Source organism: Algoriphagus sp. oki45, from assembly GCF_036245605.1.
In the GTDB taxonomy this organism is placed as follows: domain Bacteria; phylum Bacteroidota; class Bacteroidia; order Cytophagales; family Cyclobacteriaceae; genus Algoriphagus.
Window position 1 is genome coordinate 186,122 of the sequence record NZ_BTPC01000003.1, and the last position, 19,953, is coordinate 206,074.

The 19,953-nt window shown below is 44.5% G+C and carries 19 protein-coding genes; 11 read left to right on the forward strand and 8 right to left on the reverse strand.

Features of this window, described 5'->3' with window-relative positions; translation table 11 throughout:
- Nucleotides 1-53 precede the first annotated feature (53 nt).
- Together AAA942_RS14825 and AAA942_RS14830 are read left to right on the forward strand one after the other, a co-directional pair.
- Nucleotides 54-1,559 carry a Gfo/Idh/MocA family protein gene (locus tag AAA942_RS14825; protein ID WP_338221066.1) on the forward strand — a complete coding sequence of 502 codons (1,506 nt, stop codon included), beginning with the start codon at nucleotides 54-56 and terminating at the stop codon, nucleotides 1,557-1,559.
- A gap of 138 nt (nucleotides 1,560-1,697) precedes the next feature.
- The gene (locus tag AAA942_RS14830) at nucleotides 1,698-2,642 is read left to right on the forward strand and encodes a sugar phosphate isomerase/epimerase family protein (RefSeq protein ID WP_338221067.1); all 945 of its coding nucleotides are present in this window, start codon (nucleotides 1,698-1,700) and stop codon (nucleotides 2,640-2,642) included.
- Nucleotides 2,643-2,677: 35 nt separating this feature from the next.
- On the opposite strand, the gene AAA942_RS14835 is transcribed toward AAA942_RS14830, so the two are convergent.
- Nucleotides 2,678-3,373, reverse strand: coding sequence for a hypothetical protein (locus AAA942_RS14835; RefSeq protein ID WP_338221068.1), 696 nt, complete (start codon nucleotides 3,371-3,373; stop codon nucleotides 2,678-2,680).
- A 22-nt stretch (nucleotides 3,374-3,395) separates the two neighbouring features.
- The gene (locus AAA942_RS14840) at nucleotides 3,396-4,451 is read right to left on the reverse strand and encodes a hypothetical protein (protein ID WP_338221069.1); all 1,056 of its coding nucleotides are present in this window, start codon (nucleotides 4,449-4,451) and stop codon (nucleotides 3,396-3,398) included.
- Nucleotides 4,452-4,761: 310 nt separating this feature from the next.
- On the opposite strand from AAA942_RS14840, the gene AAA942_RS14845 reads away from it, so the two are divergent.
- The 5 genes from AAA942_RS14845 to AAA942_RS14865 all read left to right on the forward strand — a co-directional run bounded on the left by AAA942_RS14845 (nucleotide 4,762) and on the right by AAA942_RS14865 (nucleotide 9,134).
- Nucleotides 4,762-6,564, forward strand: a complete 1,803-nt coding sequence (locus tag AAA942_RS14845; RefSeq protein WP_338221070.1) for a serine hydrolase — start codon at nucleotides 4,762-4,764, stop codon at nucleotides 6,562-6,564.
- Between the two features lie 96 nt (nucleotides 6,565-6,660).
- The gene (locus tag AAA942_RS14850) at nucleotides 6,661-6,867 is read left to right on the forward strand and encodes a type II toxin-antitoxin system VapB family antitoxin (protein ID WP_338221071.1); all 207 of its coding nucleotides are present in this window, start codon (nucleotides 6,661-6,663) and stop codon (nucleotides 6,865-6,867) included.
- Nucleotides 6,867-7,265, forward strand: a complete 399-nt coding sequence (locus tag AAA942_RS14855) for a PIN domain-containing protein (RefSeq protein ID WP_338221072.1) — start codon at nucleotides 6,867-6,869, stop codon at nucleotides 7,263-7,265. The genes AAA942_RS14850 and AAA942_RS14855 overlap by 1 nt, the downstream gene beginning before the upstream one ends.
- Nucleotides 7,266-7,653: 388 nt before the next feature.
- Nucleotides 7,654-8,517 (forward strand): helix-turn-helix domain-containing protein, encoded by an 864-nt coding sequence (locus tag AAA942_RS14860; RefSeq protein ID WP_338221073.1) that lies wholly within the window; start codon nucleotides 7,654-7,656, stop codon nucleotides 8,515-8,517.
- Nucleotides 8,518-8,585: 68 nt separating this feature from the next.
- Nucleotides 8,586-9,134: a carboxymuconolactone decarboxylase family protein gene (locus AAA942_RS14865; RefSeq protein WP_338221074.1), complete on the forward strand. Its 549-nt coding sequence runs from the start codon at nucleotides 8,586-8,588 to the stop codon at nucleotides 9,132-9,134.
- A 96-nt stretch (nucleotides 9,135-9,230) separates the two neighbouring features.
- On the opposite strand, the gene AAA942_RS14870 is transcribed toward AAA942_RS14865, so the two are convergent.
- Nucleotides 9,231-10,373 carry a DUF4221 family protein gene (locus tag AAA942_RS14870; protein ID WP_338221075.1) on the reverse strand — a complete coding sequence of 381 codons (1,143 nt, stop codon included), beginning with the start codon at nucleotides 10,371-10,373 and terminating at the stop codon, nucleotides 9,231-9,233.
- Between the two features lie 192 nt (nucleotides 10,374-10,565).
- Between AAA942_RS14870 and AAA942_RS14875 the strand changes: the two genes are divergently transcribed.
- Both AAA942_RS14875 and AAA942_RS14880 read left to right on the forward strand, forming a co-directional pair.
- A complete protein-coding gene (locus AAA942_RS14875) occupies nucleotides 10,566-10,955 on the forward strand; it encodes a VOC family protein (protein ID WP_338221076.1) in 390 nt (129 codons plus the stop codon).
- Between the two features lie 57 nt (nucleotides 10,956-11,012).
- The gene (locus AAA942_RS14880; RefSeq protein WP_338221077.1) at nucleotides 11,013-11,243 is read left to right on the forward strand and encodes a VF530 family protein; all 231 of its coding nucleotides are present in this window, start codon (nucleotides 11,013-11,015) and stop codon (nucleotides 11,241-11,243) included.
- 111 nt (nucleotides 11,244-11,354) lie between these two features.
- Here AAA942_RS14880 and dnaN read toward each other — a convergent pair whose 3' ends face one another.
- From dnaN to gldA, 4 genes are all read right to left on the reverse strand, one after another.
- A complete protein-coding gene (gene dnaN, locus AAA942_RS14885; RefSeq protein WP_338221078.1) occupies nucleotides 11,355-12,479 on the reverse strand; it encodes a DNA polymerase III subunit beta in 1,125 nt (374 codons plus the stop codon).
- Between the two features lie 222 nt (nucleotides 12,480-12,701).
- Nucleotides 12,702-14,387 (reverse strand): gliding motility-associated ABC transporter substrate-binding protein GldG, encoded by a 1,686-nt coding sequence (gene gldG, locus AAA942_RS14890; RefSeq protein ID WP_338221080.1) that lies wholly within the window; start codon nucleotides 14,385-14,387, stop codon nucleotides 12,702-12,704.
- Entirely contained in the window at nucleotides 14,384-15,103 is a 720-nt protein-coding gene (gene gldF, locus AAA942_RS14895; RefSeq protein WP_338221081.1) for a gliding motility-associated ABC transporter permease subunit GldF, read from the reverse strand. The genes gldG and gldF overlap by 4 nt, the downstream gene beginning before the upstream one ends.
- Nucleotides 15,100-16,011 carry a gliding motility-associated ABC transporter ATP-binding subunit GldA gene (gene gldA / locus AAA942_RS14900; protein ID WP_338221082.1) on the reverse strand — a complete coding sequence of 304 codons (912 nt, stop codon included), beginning with the start codon at nucleotides 16,009-16,011 and terminating at the stop codon, nucleotides 15,100-15,102. Before gldA ends, gldF begins: the two co-directional genes overlap by 4 nt.
- Nucleotides 16,012-16,350: 339 nt before the next feature.
- Here gldA and AAA942_RS14905 point away from each other — a divergent pair, with 339 nt between their 5' ends.
- Nucleotides 16,351-16,665 carry a GIY-YIG nuclease family protein gene (locus AAA942_RS14905; RefSeq protein ID WP_338221083.1) on the forward strand — a complete coding sequence of 105 codons (315 nt, stop codon included), beginning with the start codon at nucleotides 16,351-16,353 and terminating at the stop codon, nucleotides 16,663-16,665.
- Between the two features lie 535 nt (nucleotides 16,666-17,200).
- On the opposite strand, the gene AAA942_RS14910 is transcribed toward AAA942_RS14905, so the two are convergent.
- Nucleotides 17,201-17,902, reverse strand: coding sequence for an SDR family oxidoreductase (locus AAA942_RS14910; RefSeq protein ID WP_338221084.1), 702 nt, complete (start codon nucleotides 17,900-17,902; stop codon nucleotides 17,201-17,203).
- Between the two features lie 313 nt (nucleotides 17,903-18,215).
- Between AAA942_RS14910 and AAA942_RS14915 the strand changes: the two genes are divergently transcribed.
- Entirely contained in the window at nucleotides 18,216-19,508 is a 1,293-nt protein-coding gene (locus AAA942_RS14915) for an amidohydrolase (protein WP_338221085.1), read from the forward strand.
- Nucleotides 19,509-19,953: the final 445 nt, after the last annotated feature.

A 19,953-nucleotide genomic window follows, 5' to 3' on the forward strand; every position in this document is an offset into this window, starting at 1 on the left:
TCTGTCTTTGCTCAAATTCCCTAAATTACCTTCCCAACCAAAAAACCTCAACCATGTCCATGCTAAACCGCCGGGATTTTCTGGCCTCCGCCGCTACTTTTGCCGCCTCATTCACCATTGTCCCCTCCAATGTGATCGCCGGACTGGGCAAGGTCCCACCCTCGGATCAACTTGCCGTAGCGAATATCGGTTGCGGAACGCAGGGACTACGGGAGATGGGAAGCCTTTTGCAGAACCCGAAAGTACGTTTGGTAGCCGTCTGCGACGTGAATAAATTCTCCACCGATTACTTTGACTGGTCAGCCCACGGAATCCGAAACGATATTCGGAAAACCCTCGGGGATGATTCATGGTGGGAAGGCAAACCCGGGATCCCCGGTGGACGTGACATTGGACAGGAATACGTGGAGAAGTTTTATGCAAAAAAACAGCCTTCTGGAAAATACAAGGGTTGTGTCAGCTACGAAGATTACAGAGAGCTTTTTGCTAAGGAAAAGGGAATCGACGCTGTCAAAATCATGACCCCCGATCATACCCATGCGCCGATTGCCTTGGCTGCCATGGATCAGAAAATGCATGTGGTCACCCACAAGCCCATCGCCAACCGACTGCTTGAAGGGCGAAAAGTAATCCAACAGGCGAAAGATACCGGATTGGTGACCCACCTTTTAGCTTGGTCGGATCGACCCGAATACCGACAGATCAAAACCTGGATGGATGCCGGACTAATTGGGGAATTGAAAGAAATCCACAATTGGTCCTACCGACCTGTCTGGCAGCAATGGACCAAGAGACCCGCAGAATCCCAGCCTATCCCAGATGGCTTGAACTGGGAACTTTGGCTAGGACCGGTGCCTGATATGCCTTATCATAAAAACTACACACACAATGTCTTCCGTGGTTGGTATGAATTCGGTGGTGGATCGGTAGCCGATATGGGGCATTACAGTTTGTTCCCACTTTTTGAAACTTTGGGCATCGATCGAAGTCCAGTTTCCGCTCGGGCCTTCGGCACGACTACCCGGGAGGAAGTCAATCAGGTCTATCAATGGGTGAAAAATGATGTAGCGTTCCCTGCAAGCTGCACGATAAAATGGAATTTTCCGGCCCAAGCTTCACTTCCTGCCTTCGATCTTTTTTGGTATGATGGGGGAATGAAGCCCTTTGCCTGCGAAGAACTGGAAATCGATGGAAAAGACACTCCTGAAGAGGGATTGATGATTGTTGGGACAAAAGGAAAAATTCTGGGAGGATTCCGTGGAGAAAATCCGGTTCTATTGCCAGAATCCAAAATGATGGTAGGCCGGGATTCAGAGCAAATCAATTCCCGTGAGGTGGACCGCAAAACTGACCAATGGGTAGATGCCATGCTGGAAAAGCGACAGACCCCGGGGAGCTTTACCCGAGCCCAATGCATCACCGATACGATCAATCTAGGAGCAGTTGCCTTGAGAGCTGGAAAAAAGGTAGAATTCGATGCCAACTTGGTCAAGATCACCAATGATGAAGAAGCAAATCAGTTGCTGACAAGGGAGTATCGAAGTGGATGGGAGGTTTAGAAAAGCTAAAGGCTAAAGTGAGAAGTCTTAAAAGTAGGCAGTATTCAGTGAACAGTTTGTAGTATTGTCCCAAGACCACAAAGCAATCTCCCTCAAATTCATTAACTTAGAACATCATAACCATTAACCCAATCCCCCATGACCAATCGTAGAACTTTCCTCAAAACATCCGGCCTGGCTGCAGCTGCCCTAGGGCTGGGACTTCCAGAATTTGCCATGTCCAAAACCAAAGCTGATCCGATTTTTAAGATTTCCTTAGCCCAATGGTCTTTGAACCCGCTCCTTTTCGGAGGGAAAATGGACAACCTGGACTTTGCCATCGAGACCAAAAGACACGGCATCGATGCGGTGGAGTACGTCAATCAGTTTTTCATGGATAAAGCTCAGGATAAAGCCTATCTCCAAGAAATGAAAACCCGCTCCGAAGGAGAAGGAGTCACCAACGTGCTGATTATGGTGGACCGGGAAGGTCAATTAGGCGCTGCCACTCCTGAGGAGAGACAGCAAACGGTGGAAAACCATAAAAAATGGGTGGAAGCTGCCAAATTCTTAGGCTGTCATTCCATTCGTATCAATGCCTATACGGCTGTACCCTTCAGTCAGGACCCCAAACTGGAGCAGGAAGCCATCGACGTCTGCAGCTCCACGCTCCGAAGAATCTGTGAGTTTGCGGATGATTTTGATATCAATGTCATCATCGAAAATCACGGAGGCTACTCATCCAACGGGAAATGGCTCGCTGAATTGATCAAGCAAACAGCCCATCGCCGGGCGGGAACCTTGCCGGATTTCGGCAACTTTGTAATGAAGCGGGATGGAGATCAGATTCTCAGTTATGATTCTTATCGGGGAGTGGATGAACTCATGCCCATGGCAAAAGGAGTCAGCCTGAAGCCAAAAGTATGGGATGATCAGGGTCGTGAAACAGGACTGGACTACACCCGGATGATGAAGATCGTACTCGCCCACAACTACCATGGCTATGTGGGAATCGAGCATGGGGAAAGAGGCCGGGAATGGGAGTCAATCGAGGAGTGCCGAGTCAATCTTGATCAAGTAAGAAGGACTTTGGAAAATGCTTAACTAAAAATTGCTGGGGAAATTTCCCAGCAATTTTTTTAGAAGCTGTAGCGGTAGCCTAGTTGGGCTGAGAAGTAATTTCCATCCAAAATATGCCTATTCTGAAAAGTTTGATCTTCAACTACTATTCGATCCAAATTAACCACAAGAGCAGGTTCACGTAAGTCTATACCCCACTCACAAGAAAAGGTGATTCTGGAGGACTCAGTGAGATCATAGAATATTCCACCTTCGGGCTTTAAGTGAAAAGTAACTTTCTCGATTTCTTTATTTCCAAATAATAAGACAGGTATTGGTTGACCTCCTCCAGGAAGTCTTACTGTCTGCCATATTCCAGTGTACACTTCATCATTTAGATTAGTCTGAGAAAGATGAAATGCCGTCGCTAAACTTAAACCTAATTTGGGTTTTATGAATATGTCTTTTTGTATTTTAGGCCCAATTGACCAGAACTTAGTGCGAGTACCAACTTTGTTGTCTTGATCCAAAGGTAAAAAGGTATACTCCAGCTGAAATCTGTAGATATCCGCATCTACACCAAAACTAAAGTTGTTTTTTAGTTTTTTTAATAACCCAAAACTCATAAATCTGTGGTTATTGGTGCTTAGTTCCAAATCTGAATAGTTTCCAGCAGTAGTTATATTGGTATTTCCAGTACCAATTTTTGCTTCAATTCCCCAATTCTTCTGTCCAAATGAAATTTCAGTTGAACCTAATGTAAGAATCCCGAGCATAAATAATCTTAAGACCCTCATGTTAATACCCTTTACTAATTTGTTTCAGATTAAACTGCCAGTAAGTTCCGTTAGGAGAATAACCATGATTTCCTCCTGGTTCGCCATAAAATTGTGTCCGCAAATAAAACTTATCCAGACCTCGACTGGATGAATAAAACGTTGTATCTAAATCATTTGTATAATCATTTTTTACGCTAGCCTTTTTTTTCAATGTACTACCATTCTTTTTACTCAAATATTCAAAATCATACCAAAAATAAAGTGATGTTGATTGTGCTTTCCAAAATACTGATCCATCTTCTGGCTTACGCATATGCTTAGCCTCAGACAATAACCTAAATGAAATTGCTGCATTTTGGTAAACATGTTTAGCATCTAATCTATATCTGAATGTCCCGCCACTAAACCCAAGACCAATAATGTCACCGCCCGTATTAGCAGAATTCCCAAAAGTTGTCGAATTATCACATTTATCCCAAACGCAACCATTTATTACTGTGTAGGCTAAAGGGTCAAATGTGGTTAATATCCTCGCCCTGTAAATACCTTTTTCAACCGTCGAAGGGCTATTGATTTCCAATAGTCCAATCACATCATCTTCAAACTTGAATAAGCGAATGGATTCACTTGAAATATCTCCTGCAAGAATTTCATCCTTTAGATTTAGATCTGTGGATACCACGGCAATACGGTTATTGAAATTCAAGTAGATCAGATATTCTTCCAGGATTATAAATCCGTCTTGATCCAAAAGCTCCAAGAGTGTACTTCCTTCCCAAGCTGTAATTTCATTATACTCTTCTTGACTGATTCGAAGATTTTCAACTGATTGCTCCAATTCATCAAATCCTTTTTGAAAACTGTTAAAGTCTCTAATGTAGAGTTTTTCCTTTCCGGTGATAAGGTCCTCATACTTATCAAATGAATTAACTTTTAAAGTTCCCTGAATCACTTCCACTCCTGATGAAGCTAACACCAAGGGAATTTCTTCATCAAACGAAGTAGTACAACTAATGCCCCCCCAGATCATCAAACCCAGGAGGCTTTTGCTCAAAATTTTTGCATTCTTTTTCATGTTTTTTCGGATAAAAATTTCATAAAAGGTAGGCGGAAAAAATCTCCTAAAAAATACCCATTATAGGGTATTTTTCGCATGTTTTTGACTCATTTTCAGAGAGTTTTGGCTAACCTTTGAGGTCTTTTTAAGACCTCGAAGGTTTTCTTTGAAAATCAAAATTTGGTTCTACCAAAAGTTGATAGGAGGAATAAAATCCTTCGAGGTTTTTGGAAACTTCAAAGGGTGCCCCATGACCTTTGACCTTCGCCATAAAAAACGGTTGTATTCAATTTCTTCTGCCCCTATATTTAACCAAACGAATGTTTGCATGCAAAAGCTTCTCCTCTCCCTCCTCCTTTTCAGCTTTTTTATAAGCCCTTCCTTTTCTCAGAAAAAGCCGGATGTATTTAAAACCTTGGATACCGAGCTCGAAAAAGCCCGCATTGCGCTGAAAACACCGGGTTTTGCAGTTGCCATCGTCCAAAAAGATCAAATCGTCTATGCCAAGGGATTTGGCTATAAGGATGTGGAAAATCAGGTTCCGGTGACAGAAAACACGCTTTTTGCCATCGGTTCCTCTTCTAAGGCATTTACCTCTGCTGTTTTGGGTGTTTTGAGAAAGGATGAAAAAATCGACTTTGACAAGAGGCCCGGAAAATACATTCCCGAACTTAGATTTGCCGAACCCTGGATGAATGAACAAATTATCGTCAAGGATCTAATGGCACACCGGACGGGATTGCCGAGGCATGACTTTTCTTGGTTTATGTTTCCCTCTGAGTCCAAATCGGAACTGATCAAGCGCATCGAATTTCAGGAGCCATTCACCGGACTTCGGCAAATGTGGTACTACAACAACTGGATGTTTTTCCTACAAGGAGAAATCGGTGCCCGAATCACGGGTAAGACTTGGGAGCAAAACGTGAAAGAACTCTTTTTTGATAAATTGGGCATGACCCGAAGCAATTTCCGCATTCCGGAGATGGAAAAGGATGCAGATAAATCCTTTGGCTACTCGGTGGACTTAGATGGAAAAACCAAGCGAATGGATTACTACAATATCGCCGCTATGGGTCCTGCAGGAGCGATCAACTCCAGCGTGTCCGAAATGTCCAACTGGCTCATCACCTGGATCAACGGAGGCAAATTCAAAGGTGAACAAATCATCCCTGAAGACTACGTAAAGGAAGCGATGAGTGCCCAAATGGTCGTGTCTGCCGGCACACCTTCCAAAGAGCATCCCGATGTACAGTTTTCCAACTATGGCTATGGCTGGTTTTTGGCCTCTTACCGAGGTCACTACCGGGTGGAGCACGGAGGAAATATCGATGGATTTTCAGCTTCCGCCTCCTTCTTCCCCACAGACAGCTTGGGGATCATGATTCTGACTAACCAAAATGGCTCTCCCCTTCCCAATGTGGTTAGAAATATGGTGGCAGACCGCGTGCTTAACTTAGAACCAGCTGACTGGCTAGGTGAAACGGTTAAGCGCTTGGAAGAGGCAAAAGAAGCACAAGCCAAGGCGAAAGCTGCCGCAGACTCCACAGCGAAAGTCAGCCTGACCAAACCTTCCCATATCCTGATGGACTACACCGGCACCTATGAACATCCCGGTTATGGGAAAATGGAAATTGACCTGAAAAATGATACGCTCTTTGTGCAGACAGGTCTGTTGGGTGGTTTTTTGGAGCACAAAGACTACGACGCGTTCAATTTGTTTTTGATCTACCAAGGCGAACCGAATCGAGATAATCCTTTTGTCTTGCAGTTTGTCAGCAACATGACCGGAGATATCTCTGGTCTAAAAGCTTCATTAGAACCTGCCTTGGATCCGATCGAGTTTAAGCGGACTCCGAAAGAAAATGAGCTTTCGGTAGATGACTTGAAAAAGTACGAAGGAGCCTATCTCCTAATGGGCGTGCAGGAAGTGAAGATTTACATCAAGGAGGAAAAGCTCTATGCTTTCGTTCCCGGTCAGCCTGAGTACGAACTGGTCAATATCGGGGAACATGAATTTAACCTGAAGGTGCTGGAAGGCTTCAAGGTCAAGTTTGAGGAAAAAGACGGGGAGATTACGGCTGTAAGCTTTATCCAGCCGAATGGGACGTTTAGAGGGGAGAGGAAGAAGTAAATCAAACCTTAGAGGTCTTTTACAGACCTCTAAGGTTTCATATATTGAAACAATTATACGATCATTCATCGTATATTAGGTCAAAATCTTATTACTATGAAAGTAACTGCCTTGATATCCGACGAGTTGATTGCCGAGGCTATGGAACTTGCTCAGGCCAAAAACATCACCGAAACGCTGAAAATAGCCTTACAGGAGTATGTGGCTACCCAAAAAATAAATGCGGCCTCCCAAAGGATAGCCTCAGAACCTTTGGAATTTTACTGGACTGCTGAAGAACTTCGGGAAAAGAATAATTCTTGATGGGCGTACTTTTCGACACCTCCATCTGGATTGAATATTTCAAAGCCAATCCTGACTATTTTCCCACTTGCCAAAGACTTTTGGATAAGCGATCTGTGTGGACATTGGATATCATTTTTGGGGAATTGGTTCAGGGAGCGAAGAGGAGAAGAGAATTGGAAATACTGGACATTTTTTATCAAAACACACCAAAAATCAAGGATTCAAATCTCGGATATCACGCAGGGCTTTTCTCTCAAAAATATCAACTGTTGAATCAGGGAATAGGCCTTATTGACTCTGTCATTGTTTTAGCTTGTTTGGAGAATGGACTGCAACTTTGGTCTTTGGATAAAAAGATCAATCGTTTTTTAGAGGAATCCTTTTCCATTTATCTCTTTGATCCTAAAGGAATCTAACCTTTGAGGTCTGAAAAAGACCTCAAAGGTTAGATTTTGGAATCAAGGCTAAAACTTCGGTATTCCAGCTCTTCGAGATTTGCAATCTCGAAGCTCGATCGGAAGATTTTTAATCACTAAATCCCAATTCTCTTTAAAACAAAGACTAAAAGATGTATCCGGATTGAAAATCCTATGATCGAGGTTCAGGATTACAAATCCTGAACAGCTATGAATAAGGCATAAGGATGAAATCAGAAAGCTGAGCATAGCCTTACTCGTCCGAAGTCCTATTTCCGCTAACTCAAAATCCTATCCCCTGTTTAGCAAGGAAAAGGAACCTGATTCTAAGGAATTCGGTTCTGATTTTTTACTCAACCACTTTTAATTTTCCAAAACATCGGCTTTAATGATTTTCCAAGGACCTTCATCAGAAAAGCTTCAACTAGAAGAAATAGATTCTTCCAATTGCTTTCTACTAAAAGAAAAAAATCCAAGTGAGCTTACTTTTGTTTGGTTCTTGAATCCGTCCATTCTGATTATTGATGGAATAGAATTTACTTTTCAAGCCAATCAAGCAGTATGCCTGACGGAATTCCATCGAGTGGAAGTAAAAAACCTGCAAAAGGCCAGACTCTTACGATTCAACCGAGCATTCTTTTGCATTTTGGATCATGATTCTGAAATCGGCTGTAAGGGAGTCTTATTTTTTGGTTCTGCAGAAACGCCGGTAATTAATCTTTTTGAGAAAGAGATCGAGAAATTAGAAGCGCTTTGGAAAGTCTTTGAAATAGAGATTCGGGAAGTGCCCGACCCGCTGCAGCTCGAAATGCTTCAGATACTATTGAAGAGGCTCTTGATCCTCTGCACCCGAATCTACAAGTCCCAACAAAAAATGGAGGATTTGGAGAAAAGTCAGGTGGATCTGATCCGGGAATTTAACTATTTGGTAGAAACCCATTTCAAAACCAAGCATACTGTGGCGGATTATGCCGATTTGCTTTTTAAATCGCCCAAAACCCTGTCCAACCTATTTTCCAAACTGGGCGAAAAATCCCCTCTAAGCTTTATTCATGACCGGAAAATGCTGGAAGCAAGGAGACTTCTTGGCTACACCGATCAAAGCATCAAAGAAATCGGGCATGAACTGGGTTTTGAGGACATTCAAAGCTTTAGCCGGTTTTTCAAGAAAAATGAAGGGCTCTCCCCATCCGACTTCAAGGAGAAACTAAGATTGGGCAAAATTGCCAACTCCTCGGGAAATACTGCCTAACCCTAGCCGACTTTAGCGCTCCATCTTTGTATTGTTAATTTATTTCAACCAAAACAAACAATACCACGATGAAAAATTTCACAGTACCCACCCGAGAAGAAGTAAGTCCAGCCAATCAGGCTATTTTTGACAACCTACAGAAAGGCTTGGGATTTGTCCCCAATCTGTACGCCTACTATGCCAAAAACGAAACGGCACTCGGCGACTACCTGGCACTCCAAAACAGAAAATCAACACTCAAGGCCAAAGAGCGGGAAGTGATCAATCTGGTCGTATCCCAAGTGAATGGCTGTAGATATTGCCAATCGGCTCACACCGTGTTGGGGAAGATGAATGGATTTACCGATGGGCAGATTCTGGAAATCAGAGGAGGATCGGCTTCGTTCGATGCCAAACTGGATGCTTTGGCTGGATTCACCAAATCTGTGGCTGAAAACAGGGGAAAAGCAACCGAAGAAAGCAAGAATGCCTTTTTCGAAGCGGGCTATACCGAAGCCAACCTAATTGATGTAGTGATGGTGATCGGGGACAAAATAATTTCCAACTACATCCACAATCTGACACAATTCCCGATTGACTTTCCCCTTGCTCAGGAATTAAGCGAGATGAATGCCTAACAGGAACAATCAAATGAGTTAAAAAGCCACTATTGATTTGCCCCCAAAAAGTCATACCCTTGTTGGGGGCATTTCTTTGATCAAAAAACAACTTTCTTATCTCAATTCAATCAACTCAAACTGCATCTCCTCTTCCCTGTTTTCCGGATTATTGGGGTGCTGCAAGGATAGGTAAAGGCCCTTTTTCCCAACAAAAACATTGTCCGGATGATACTTCCCGGATTCAAATTTTTTCTCCGTGATCACTTTTAAATCCGAGTCCAAAACCATCACCACAAATGGTCCCAAGGCATTTCCCAGACTTCTGATATCGGCAATACTAGCTTCCGAAAGAGTGGGAAACGCAATCCGATAGTAAACCTCCCTGTAGGGGTCAAACAAAATCGAACCATATCTGCTCGAAGAGAAAGCATAGGATTGGAACTCTTCATAAACTGCATCCGCATTAAAACTCGGTAAAGCCTCATCTAAAAATTGGCTTTTGGCAATTACTGATTTCCATTCCTCCTCAAAAGACGAGGCCACAAAAACCCGATGATCTCCGACTAGAGAATATACGATTTGATTCTTTCCCTGAGCTCGGCTAAAATCAACCGACTTTAGACCCGAGGTCAGGTAATCATTTGGATATAGATGGGCAAAATATTCAGTCTCTCCAGTACTCAAATCAATCTGATAGCCAAAGGATTGGCCGGCTAATTTCTCCCCGGTGAGTTCCCTCATATTTTGAGGGAACCGGTGGTTAACTGCCAATTTGGACCCTTCCAGAACTGGAGGAGATATCATAAATGCATTGTGAACAAAAGCAGAACCTCCTCCTTCCGGAATCTCATATTCAAACTTTTTCAAAATCTGACCTTCCAAATTCGCCAAATGAAACCTTTGCCCAAATGGCGGACTAAACAAAAAGATGCTGTCAAGGCTATGCACATGAAAGGCAAAAACATCCCCTACTCCGGATGGCCCTTCTGCCTCAAAAGAGAGGGATTTGATCTTGTTACCAGAGCTCAAATCGTAAACTTGAAGGGTATTACTTTCCCAAATTAGATTGAAGAAAAATTCTCTTTCCCCAGCATCAAAGTATTGGTAGCCGGTGCTGATATTGGAGGTAGAATCATCCAAAGACAAACTGATATATTCGCCACTGGAAACCAGTGCTGGATTGAGGTTTTCAGATTGGGTCTTTGTCTGGCATTGGACAAAAAGAGTCAACAAAATCGCGTAAAGGAAAAGTCTCATAAAGTGGTTTTTTGCCTAAAAATAAAGTGAAATAGCTAAACTGCCTGAAATCATCCCGTTAATTAGACTTAAAAAATTCTTTCCCCTACAAAAGTCAAGCCTGCAGGAAAGTAAGAAAGCTATCTCTGCTATTTTTACCTCGTTTGGCCTACTTTAGCTACCAAAACAGATCATCATACTAATTACGAAATAATGCCCCAACAACTCGGACAAATCTCCCTCCTCGTCAGAGACTATGACGAAGCGATTCAGTATTACACACAGGTTTTGGGATTTGAATTGCTAGAGGACACCCCGATGAGTGAGACCAAGCGCTGGGTCAGAGTGGCTCCGCAAGGGTCCACTTGCCATTTACTTTTGGCCAAAGCAGCGAATGAGACTCAAGAAAAGCAAACCGGTTTTCAGGCAGGTGGACGTGTTTTTCTGTTTCTTTATACCGACAATTTCTACCGGGATTACGAAAACTATCGCTCCAAAGGGGTGGAATTTATCCGCGAACCAGCCCAAGAGCCTTATGGAATAGTCTCCGTTTTCAGGGATTTGTATGGAAATCTCTGGGATTTGATTCAGCCTAAGCAATGATCAATTGCTAATGATCAATTACCAATATCAAAAACTAATTCTTAATTTTTCAATTCATTGGAACACCAACCCAACAACCCCCTTCACGGCCTAAGACTAGATACCATCTTGGAGCAATTAGTCACACACTATGGCTGGAAAGAACTCGGAGAACGAATCCCTATCCGCTGCTTTACCCACAATCCTTCGATCAAATCCAGTCTTACTTTTCTTCGAAAAACCCCCTGGGCCCGGGAGCGTGTGGAGGGATTGTTTTTGAAGATGCTGAGGGATACAAAAAACCTCTGAGGTCTTGTTGGACCATGCTGGCATTCTAGATAAAATAAAATCTATTGATCAAAAAAAGCCCGGTTCCGCATCTGCGAAACCGGGCTTTTGATTTATAGTTTGTGGTTATGGTTATACGTAATTGTTGAGCATCACCGGCATCACGAGCATGAGAATATCCTCGTTTGGATCTTGCTCTACCGGAAGAATCAGACCGGCACGATTCGGAGCGGAAAACTTCAGGCTGACTTCTTTGCAGCTCAGGTTGTTCAGCATTTCCACCAAAAACTTGGCATTGAATCCAATTTCGATATCCTCTCCGTCATGATCGCAGGACAGTCTCTCATTGGCTTCGTTGGAAAAGTCCAAATCCTCCGCTGAGATCATCAGCTCACTTCCGGTCAATTTCAATCTCACCTGATGAGTCGTCTTGTTGGCGTAGATCGCGATACGTCTCAAAGAGCTCAACAGCTCCATACGGTCGATTGTCATCATGTTCGGATTGTCCACAGGGATGACATTCTCATAATCCGGGAATCGCTCATCGATCAAGCGGCAGATCATCTTGATCTGACCAAACTTGAAGTAGGCATTGCTTTGGTTGAATTCTACCGAAACAGGTACATTCTCAGATGGCAAAGTAGACTTGAGCAGGTTCAGCGCCTTCCTTGGGATAATCAAACTTGCAGGGCTTCCTGAGGCCACATCCACTCTTCTGTAGCGGATCAGTCGGTGACCGTCTGTAGCTACAAAGGTGGTATTGGTCGCACTTAGATTGATATATACCCCGGTCATCGCAGGACGGAGCTCATCAGAAGAGGTAGCAAAAATGGTATTGGAAATGGCCGAAGAAAGCACTTCAGTGGACATATCTACCGTGGTGGCATTGCTTACGGTAGGAATCTTTGGGAAGTCCGTGGCATTTTCCCCTGCCAAACGATACCGACCGTTATCCGAACTGATCTCCACTGCATAGGTATCGTGATCGATGCTGAAAGTCACCGGCTGCTCCGGTAGGTTTTTCAGGGTTTCGATGAGGATTTTTGCCGGCACGGCGATATTCCCATCCTCTTTGGCCTCCACATGGATCTGGGTGATCATGGAAGTTTGCAAGTCAGAAGCAGTGATGGTCAGCTCAGAATCTTTGATTTCGAAGAGAAAATTTTCCAAAATCGGAACAACCGGGTTGGTAGTCACGACGCCGTTGATGGACGTCAGCTGCTTCAGCAAGGCAGAGGAGGAAACAATGAATTTCATATCTTTTTGATTGTCTTTTAGTTATCAAACAAACTGTCTATCAGGACAGGAAATCAACACAGCATAGGAATAGAATGAACCGAAAGTACATCATTTCAAATGCCGGTGAAATTGGATTTGCATTTTGAACCAATGGGGTAAATTTATAAATAAAATGCTAATTCGGCTGACTGCCTTCTTCTTTCCGTCAAAAAACTTGTGAAGTCTAAAACAGACATCCTTTTACGCTTTGCGACTGTATTGTTTTTTGCGGAAAAAAAGGATGATTCCGCCCAGAATCAAGACCACTCCTATCGGACCTCCGATGTTGATCACCTGCCAGAATCTCCCCTGCTGTCTTACCTTCACCCGGTCCAAAGGTCGAATCTGAAGAGTACGGGTTCGGGCCGAAATGATTCCCTCCGGATCGGTTAGGTATTGAGCCAAATTGAGCAGCAATTGCTTGTTGGCAAAGGTGGTCTGTGCAAAAGGATCTTCTCCCAAAGGCAGGGGCTGATTTCCTCCCAAGTCCAGCTGACTTTGAAAAAGGGAACCATCACCGAATACCACCACTTTGCCTCTACCGGATTCCAAGAAGGATTGTCCGGAAAATTCTTCCGGGAGAAACCTGTTTTTGAACACCGAGGTAAACTCCCCTTCGAGAAGATACGCGAGTGGAAGATTGCTTATCGTAAACTCCTCCACCACGGGCGCTTGCTGCATATCCGAAAGCGCCACACGGGTCGGGGCCGGCAGGATTTTTTCCTTTTCCGAACCAAAAATCAAGGGAGTCTTTGTCACCCCATCTGCCTTGACAGTGTCCAGACTGCTGACAAATCTGAAATTCACCTGATCCAAACCCTTGGTGATGGGATGGGGAGCCATTCTTCCCGCATTGAAAAAGTAGGGCCAAGGCAAGGGAATCATTTGCTCCTGATTGCCAAAAACACCCCCCATGATGGGGAGATAGGAGAAATTGAGATCTTGAATCAGGTCCTTATTGATCCGGATTCCGTAGCGGAAAAGCAGTCGGTCCAGTTCATTTTCCAGAGGAAATGAAAGTGTGCCCTCTCCCCCAGCTTCATCAAGATTGACATCCACTCCTTCGGCTGCCACGACCAGATTTCCTCCGCCGAGGACATATTGATCCAAGAGAAAAAGCTCCCGCTCGGTGTAGGAGGATTTGGGGCCCAATACTAGAACCATCCCAAATGAGCTCAGGTCGCTTGGGCTTTTTGCCTGATCCAAAGGCACTTTGAACACCTCATACTGCCCATCCAGGGCCTCTACCACTCCAAAGCCCTCATCTTCGGAAAGCTCTCCATGACCGATCACTAAGGCCACCGCCTTGCTCTGCGGATCAATCAGCTTCCGAATAGCATTGCTGAGCTCGTATTCGAGGTTTTCTATGGAAAAATTTAGAATCTGGTCCGGAGACATACCACGCTCGCCTTTGAGAATAAGGGCCCCAACCTCGTACTCCTCATCACTTACCAAAATGCCCGGAAAAATCAACTGAGCCTGCTGACCGGAGTTTTGGTTGACGAACAAATTGGTAGGATTGATGCCATAATCTGCCAGGCTGTAGATAAAATTCTCCTTCAGAGAATCAGTGACTGACAAAGGGTCAAAATAGTCCACCGTGATCTTCTCACTTGCATAGGCATTGAAAGTCCGCACAGTCTCCTCCATGGACTTTTGCAGCCTTCTCATTCCTCCGGGAAGGTCCTCGGCAGTCAGCAGAATATCGACATGGATCGGGCGATCGAGATTTTCGAGCATTTCCACCGTGGCAGGATGAAGGCTATACCGCTTCTCCTCCGTCAGGTCCAGTCTGAACTTTACTACTTGCCCTGCAAAAAACAGCAAGATAAAACCTCCCAAAAGTAGGAAAAGAGACAGGGCCATATAGTTTTTTGTCCTTTTCATTTGCTTCGCAAAACCAAAACTGAACCGCCCAAAAACAACCAAATCATTCCCAAAAGGAAAAACAAATCCCTGCTGTCTATCACTCCTCGACCCAAGCTTGCATAATGGTAACTCAGGCTGAATTCCTCCACCCAGTAGGCTGCCTCACCCGAAAGTAAATCTCCCAAAGCAGAGAACCCGAAATACAGAGAAAAGCAGAGAAAAACTCCCAAAACAAAAGCTACTACCTGCTGCGCCGTGAGCGAACTCGCAAACAAACCCACCGCAGCAAAAGTCGCTCCGATCATCAGCAAACCAATCCAGCTTCCGAAAAATCCCGCCCAATCCAAATTCCCGGGAGGATCTCCCAGCTGAGCAATGGAATAGGCATAGAGCAAAGTAGGAACCAAAGCCAGAAACACCAGCACCAGCAAAGCCAGGTATTTTGCCCAGACAATCTGGAACACCGAAAGCGGAGAAGTCCGCAGCAACTCCCAAGTGCCGATTCTTCTCTCCTCAGCAATCATCCGCATGGATAAGGCCGGAATCAAAAAAGTAAAAACATAGGGAGTGTAGGTAAATAAGGCTTCCAAATCAGCAAAACCATACTCCAAAACCGAGCTTTCCGGAAAAACCCAAACGATCAACCCAAGGGCCACCAGAAACAAAACCAATACCAGATAGCCGGTCAGACTTCCAAAAAAGGCATTGATTTCTTTAAAAAAGAGACTTTTCATGGGGTTTGGGTGATTTCTCGGAAAAGGGTTTCCAGATTCTTTTTGCCTTGATTCAGGCTGATCAGATTTAGATTTCGAGAGGCAATGATCTGCATCAGAGCCTTTCGGGCTTCATTCGCCTCAGGCACTGTGAGAATCAATTCATTGGTTCCTTTGGCACCGAATTTCACTTCCCCCAGAGATTCAAACCAGCTCAATTCCAGCGCTTCCTCCGTTTCCAAAGTCAATTCTACGGCAGTAGCCTTTCCTCTTAATTCTGATAAAGGGCTTGCTGCCAAAATTTTTCCTCGATTGATGATCACCACATCCTGGCAGATAGCCTCCACCTCCTGAAGGATATGAGTGGAAAAGATCAGAGTTTTGTCAGCTGCAACTTCCTGAATCAGCGCACGGATTTCCACCAACTGATTGGGATCCAGGCCTGTGGTGGGTTCGTCCAAGATCACCACCTGAGGATCATGAATGAGTGCTCTCGCCAAACCTACCCGCTGCCTATACCCTTTGGAAAGCTGCCCGATTTTCTTGTGCCGCTCGGGTTGAAGGCCTGTTTTGCGAATCAGCTCCTCGACCCGCCGGCGAACATCTGAGGATTTCATGCCATAAAGACCTCCGGAAAACTCCAAAAACTCCCGGACATACAGATCCAGATAGAGCGGATTGTGTTCGGGAAGATAACCGATTTTGGAACTGACCTTTTTTGGGTTTTCCAGAGCATTTTCTCCCAAGACTTTCACCTCTCCCGAATCCGCGGCGAGATAGCCGGTGATGATTTTCATGGTAGTGGATTTCCCGGCTCCATTGGGCCCGAGAAAGCCTAAAATCCTCCCCGGAGCAGCCGAAAAGCTAACCGCATCGAGGACCTTTTGGGAACCATAAACCTTAGTGAGTTGGGAGACTTGGAGTGACATAAAAAGAAGGACCAAAGAGAAAATCACCCGCATGGCAGGGGCAAAATCCCCTTTGGTCAGGTCTGAGGCAAAAATAGATAATGAGGCCAGAAAGGCAAGGGGTTCGGTGGGAGGTTTTTTAATGGGAGGTATTCAAGTTCTTAGATTCCCTCACGAAGAGTCGAAGCGTCTGTCAGGCTGACCCATCGACTTTACTCAGGATGAAAGGAAACGAAACGTCTGTCAGGCTGACCCTTCGACTTCGCTCAGGATGACAGGAGTCGAAGCCTTTTCAATTGATCAAAGTTTTATCAAGAAAAAGCGTAATCGATTAATTATCTTTCATTTAAATTCAGTTCTATGAAAAAGTTTTTTGTTTATATCCTTAAGTGTGCTGACCAGAGTTACTATACCGGAGTCACCAATTCAATTGAAAGAAGAATTTCAGAGCACGAGATGGGGATTGACCCCTCTTGTTATACTTTTAAAAGAAGACCCATATTACTAGTATTCATCCAAGAATTCCAAAATGCTCAAGAAGCAATCTCTTTCGAAAAGCAAGTGAAGGGATGGAGCAGAAAGAAAAAAGAAGCCATTATTCAGGATAAATGGGAGGTTTTTAAAGTCATTTTCAGCATGCAAAAACCAATCTTCTCATGTGAATTTCAAACCTGAAAAGGATTAATATCAGGAGGAACTTTGCCAATATAACCTATTTGAGGATCATATTTCATAATCGAAGTCAAAGCCCAAGTCAGGCTGAGCACCTGAGAGACGAGAGTCTCAAAGTCGAAGTCTAACCCACCTCGTTCCAAATTAAAGGCCCAACTGAAATCAAGGCACCTAGCAGATAATTTCCTCTTAGACTTTCTAAATCCAGTACCCTTCGACTCCGCTCAGGGTGACAAGCATCCTGCTAAATAGCATGGAAAATTGAGGCTACCGGATACTTTTTTGAATTGTGATACTATTCTGACTATCCGAGTCGAACCGTTTGTAAGGCTGACCCTTCGACTTCGCTCAGGATGACAGGAGTCGAAGCCAAATAAATTTAATTCCCAATAAGAGTCCTTTTTCACTTCTTCGATTGAAAGTATCAAGTTATTCCAAAACCCTCTCTTTTTGTAGCCTCAAAACACAACACTTCGACTCCGCTCAGTGTGACAAGCATCCTACTCCATGGCAAAGAAATTAATTTACTGCCCACTGCCTACCGCTTCTTCCCCTTCGGTCTGAGAGGTCTACACTCCACATCCGCCACGAAATAGTTGGGACGCGTCTCTAAGGTCTGCACAATCGTCAAGGCTACATCCTCAGGACGCATCATGTTTTCATGGGCATTCATCCCCGGTATATCGTCAAAGAAATTGGTTTGCACAGAACCCGGGTAGATGGTGGAAACTTTGATTCCAAAATCCCTCAGCTCCATATACATCGAGTGGGAAATTCCCCTTACCGCATGCTTGGTCCCCACATAGCCTGCAAAATTAGCCACTCCATTCAGCCCGGCTATAGAGGCTACATTCAGGATATGTCCCTCGTCGGCGGCTTTCATTGCAGGAATCAATCGCTTACTCACATAAAAAATCCCATGTACATTGGTATCAAACATGGATTTCCAGTCGGCAGAACTCATGGTCTCAAAAGGTCCAGCTACTCCAAAACCGGCATTGTTCACCAAAATTCGGATATCTGCACCCAACTTGGCAATAGTGGCCTGATAGGCAACTTCCACGCTGCTTTCGTTGGACACATCGCAAGTGAAAAAGTGGAAATTGGCATGCTCAAATTCCGGTTGAGTTCTTCCCCAGCCAGCGACAATGCTTCCCTTTTCCACCAAAAGTTTGACTACTTCCAGCCCGATTCCCTTGCTGACTCCGGTGACTACGGCGATTTTATCTTTCAATTCCATTTGGTATTGGTTTATTCGTTTTCACTACTATTTATATAAACAAAAACAGCTCTGTATTAAAGAAGAAGTTTGAAGACCAAAACAAGCGAATTCCCCCTTTCTCAAAGGGGGCTAGGGGGATTCTGTTTCAGCAGTCACCTTATTTTAAAACAAAGGCAAACTCTATAAATTCCTTATCCTTAAAATCAAAATCATTCTCAAAAGTTCTCCAAAACCGCTTTTTATCCGAAAGGTCAAGGATTTTAGCTTCGCTTAGCCTAATTTTCCCAAACACCCAAAAAACCGCCTAAATCCTAATCAACCTTACAATCTTATGCAAAAACTTATTCTCCCCCTACTTCTGATTAGTGGAACGGCATTTGGCCAAAGTAAACTCCGTCCGGCTATTGATCAAAAGGCCGCTTCTATCGAATCCAAAGTGATCGAGTGGAGACGCGACATCCACCAAAATCCCGAACTGGGAAACAATGAATTTCGCACTGCCAAAAAAGTAGCCGATCACCTTCGTTCCTTGGGCATTGAAGTCACCGAAGGAATGGCCGTGACCGGTGTAGTTGGTGTCCTAAAAGGCGGAAAGCCCGGCCCCATGGTCGCCCTGCGGGCGGATATGGATGCCCTTCCGGTCACCGAGCGGGTAGATTTACCCTTCAAATCTACCGTCACAACCACCTACAACGGACAGGAAACCGGAGTCATGCATGCCTGTGGTCACGATACCCACGTGGCTATCCTGATGGGTGTGGCTGAGGTCCTAGCCGGAATGAGAGATCAGTTGGAAGGCTCGGTCAAATTTATCTTCCAACCTGCCGAAGAAGGGATCTACGAGCCCGGAGTCACCACTTGGGGAGCCAAGCAACTGGTAGAAGAAGGCGTAATGAAAGATGTGGATGCGATTTTCGGTTTGCATATTTCTTCCCAGACAGAAGTGGGAAAAATCGGCTACCGCTCTGGACCTGCTCAGGCAGCCGTGGACAATCTGGAGATTATCGTACATGGCACTCAGGCCCACGGAGCTTCTCCTTGGTCTGGAGTGGATCCGATTGTGACCGCTTCCCAGATTGTGACCGGTTTGCAGACGATCCTTTCGCGAAGTGTCAATATCACCCAAAACCCTGCCGTGGTCACTGTGGGAGCTATTCATGGAGGCATCCGTCACAATATCATTCCTGAGAAAGTGGAAATGATCGGAACTATCCGAACTTTCGGAGACGAGCAGCAAACCTTGGTGCACAAGCGCATCACTGAAATCGCAACGAATATTGCGGAAAGTGCCGGTGCCAGAGCGGAGGTGAATATCCAAAAGCTTTACCCTTCTACGGTAAACGACCCTGAACTCACCGCCCAAATGGTAGCTACGATGGAAGCTGCTGCGGGAAAAGAAAACATCAACTACAATCCACCAGTGACGGGTGCTGAGGATTTCAGCTTTTATCAGCGGGAAAAGCCCGGGCTTTTTATCGGCTTGGGAGGGATGAAAAAAGGCGGAGACCCTACCAAAACGCCTTCTCATCATACGCCAGACTTTTACATCGACGAGGGAGGATTTGTACTCGGCATGCGGGTGCTGAGCTACTTTGTAGTGGATTATATGGGCATGAAAAAGTAGGGTTTGGTCAATGGTCGACGGACCACAGTCCACAGAATCTGGACTATAGAACAACCCCTCTTGAAGTGATTCGGGAGGGTTGTTTTTTGGAATCAAAAGCAAAAAAGGCTCCGGGAATAACTAAGGATAAAATAAATTGAAAAATCCACAAACTAATTCAACAGGATCATAGTTAAAATAACCAAAAATGGATTTTAATTTGATCATTTTATAAAATAAATCTGATTGTATGAATGGTTTTGAGTTTGTTAGAGAAGAGTGTTTAAAGCTGGGTTTCCCATTGGAAAGTGAGAGCCTCCTGGTTAAAAAGGCGCATTGTCTTTTGATGCAAGGCCAGCCATTGACTAATTTGTACTGGATAAAGAAAGGATTGTTTAGAGAGTTTCACGACGATGGATTAGAGGAATTTACCAACTCCTTTCCTTCTACAGGCAGTTTCTATCTC

Excerpts from the sequence above, each read along its gene's own strand:
- AAA942_RS14855 (WP_338221072.1), top strand. The coding sequence starts at position 6,867 with ATGGGCGTACTTTTCGACACCTCCATCTGGATTGAATATTTCAAAGCC.
- AAA942_RS14845 (WP_338221070.1), top strand. The coding sequence starts at position 4,762 with ATGCAAAAGCTTCTCCTCTCCCTCCTCCTTTTCAGCTTTTTTATAAGC.
- dnaN (WP_338221078.1), bottom strand. The coding sequence starts at position 12,479 with ATGAAATTCATTGTTTCCTCCTCTGCCTTGCTGAAGCAGCTGACGTCC.
- AAA942_RS14905 (WP_338221083.1), top strand. The coding sequence starts at position 16,351 with ATGAAAAAGTTTTTTGTTTATATCCTTAAGTGTGCTGACCAGAGTTAC.
- AAA942_RS14875 (WP_338221076.1), top strand. The coding sequence starts at position 10,566 with ATGCCCCAACAACTCGGACAAATCTCCCTCCTCGTCAGAGACTATGAC.
- AAA942_RS14860 (WP_338221073.1), top strand. The coding sequence starts at position 7,654 with ATGATTTTCCAAGGACCTTCATCAGAAAAGCTTCAACTAGAAGAAATA.
- AAA942_RS14910 (WP_338221084.1), bottom strand. The coding sequence starts at position 17,902 with ATGGAATTGAAAGATAAAATCGCCGTAGTCACCGGAGTCAGCAAGGGA.
- AAA942_RS14825 (WP_338221066.1), top strand. The coding sequence starts at position 54 with ATGTCCATGCTAAACCGCCGGGATTTTCTGGCCTCCGCCGCTACTTTT.
- AAA942_RS14835 (WP_338221068.1), bottom strand. The coding sequence starts at position 3,373 with ATGCTCGGGATTCTTACATTAGGTTCAACTGAAATTTCATTTGGACAG.
- AAA942_RS14865 (WP_338221074.1), top strand. The coding sequence starts at position 8,586 with ATGAAAAATTTCACAGTACCCACCCGAGAAGAAGTAAGTCCAGCCAAT.
- AAA942_RS14830 (WP_338221067.1), top strand. The coding sequence starts at position 1,698 with ATGACCAATCGTAGAACTTTCCTCAAAACATCCGGCCTGGCTGCAGCT.
- AAA942_RS14850 (WP_338221071.1), top strand. The coding sequence starts at position 6,661 with ATGAAAGTAACTGCCTTGATATCCGACGAGTTGATTGCCGAGGCTATG.
- gldA (WP_338221082.1), bottom strand. The coding sequence starts at position 16,011 with ATGTCACTCCAAGTCTCCCAACTCACTAAGGTTTATGGTTCCCAAAAG.
- gldF (WP_338221081.1), bottom strand. The coding sequence starts at position 15,103 with ATGAAAAGTCTCTTTTTTAAAGAAATCAATGCCTTTTTTGGAAGTCTG.
- gldG (WP_338221080.1), bottom strand. The coding sequence starts at position 14,387 with ATGAAAAGGACAAAAAACTATATGGCCCTGTCTCTTTTCCTACTTTTG.
- AAA942_RS14915 (WP_338221085.1), top strand. The coding sequence starts at position 18,216 with ATGCAAAAACTTATTCTCCCCCTACTTCTGATTAGTGGAACGGCATTT.
- AAA942_RS14840 (WP_338221069.1), bottom strand. The coding sequence starts at position 4,451 with ATGAAAAAGAATGCAAAAATTTTGAGCAAAAGCCTCCTGGGTTTGATG.
- AAA942_RS14870 (WP_338221075.1), bottom strand. The coding sequence starts at position 10,373 with ATGAGACTTTTCCTTTACGCGATTTTGTTGACTCTTTTTGTCCAATGC.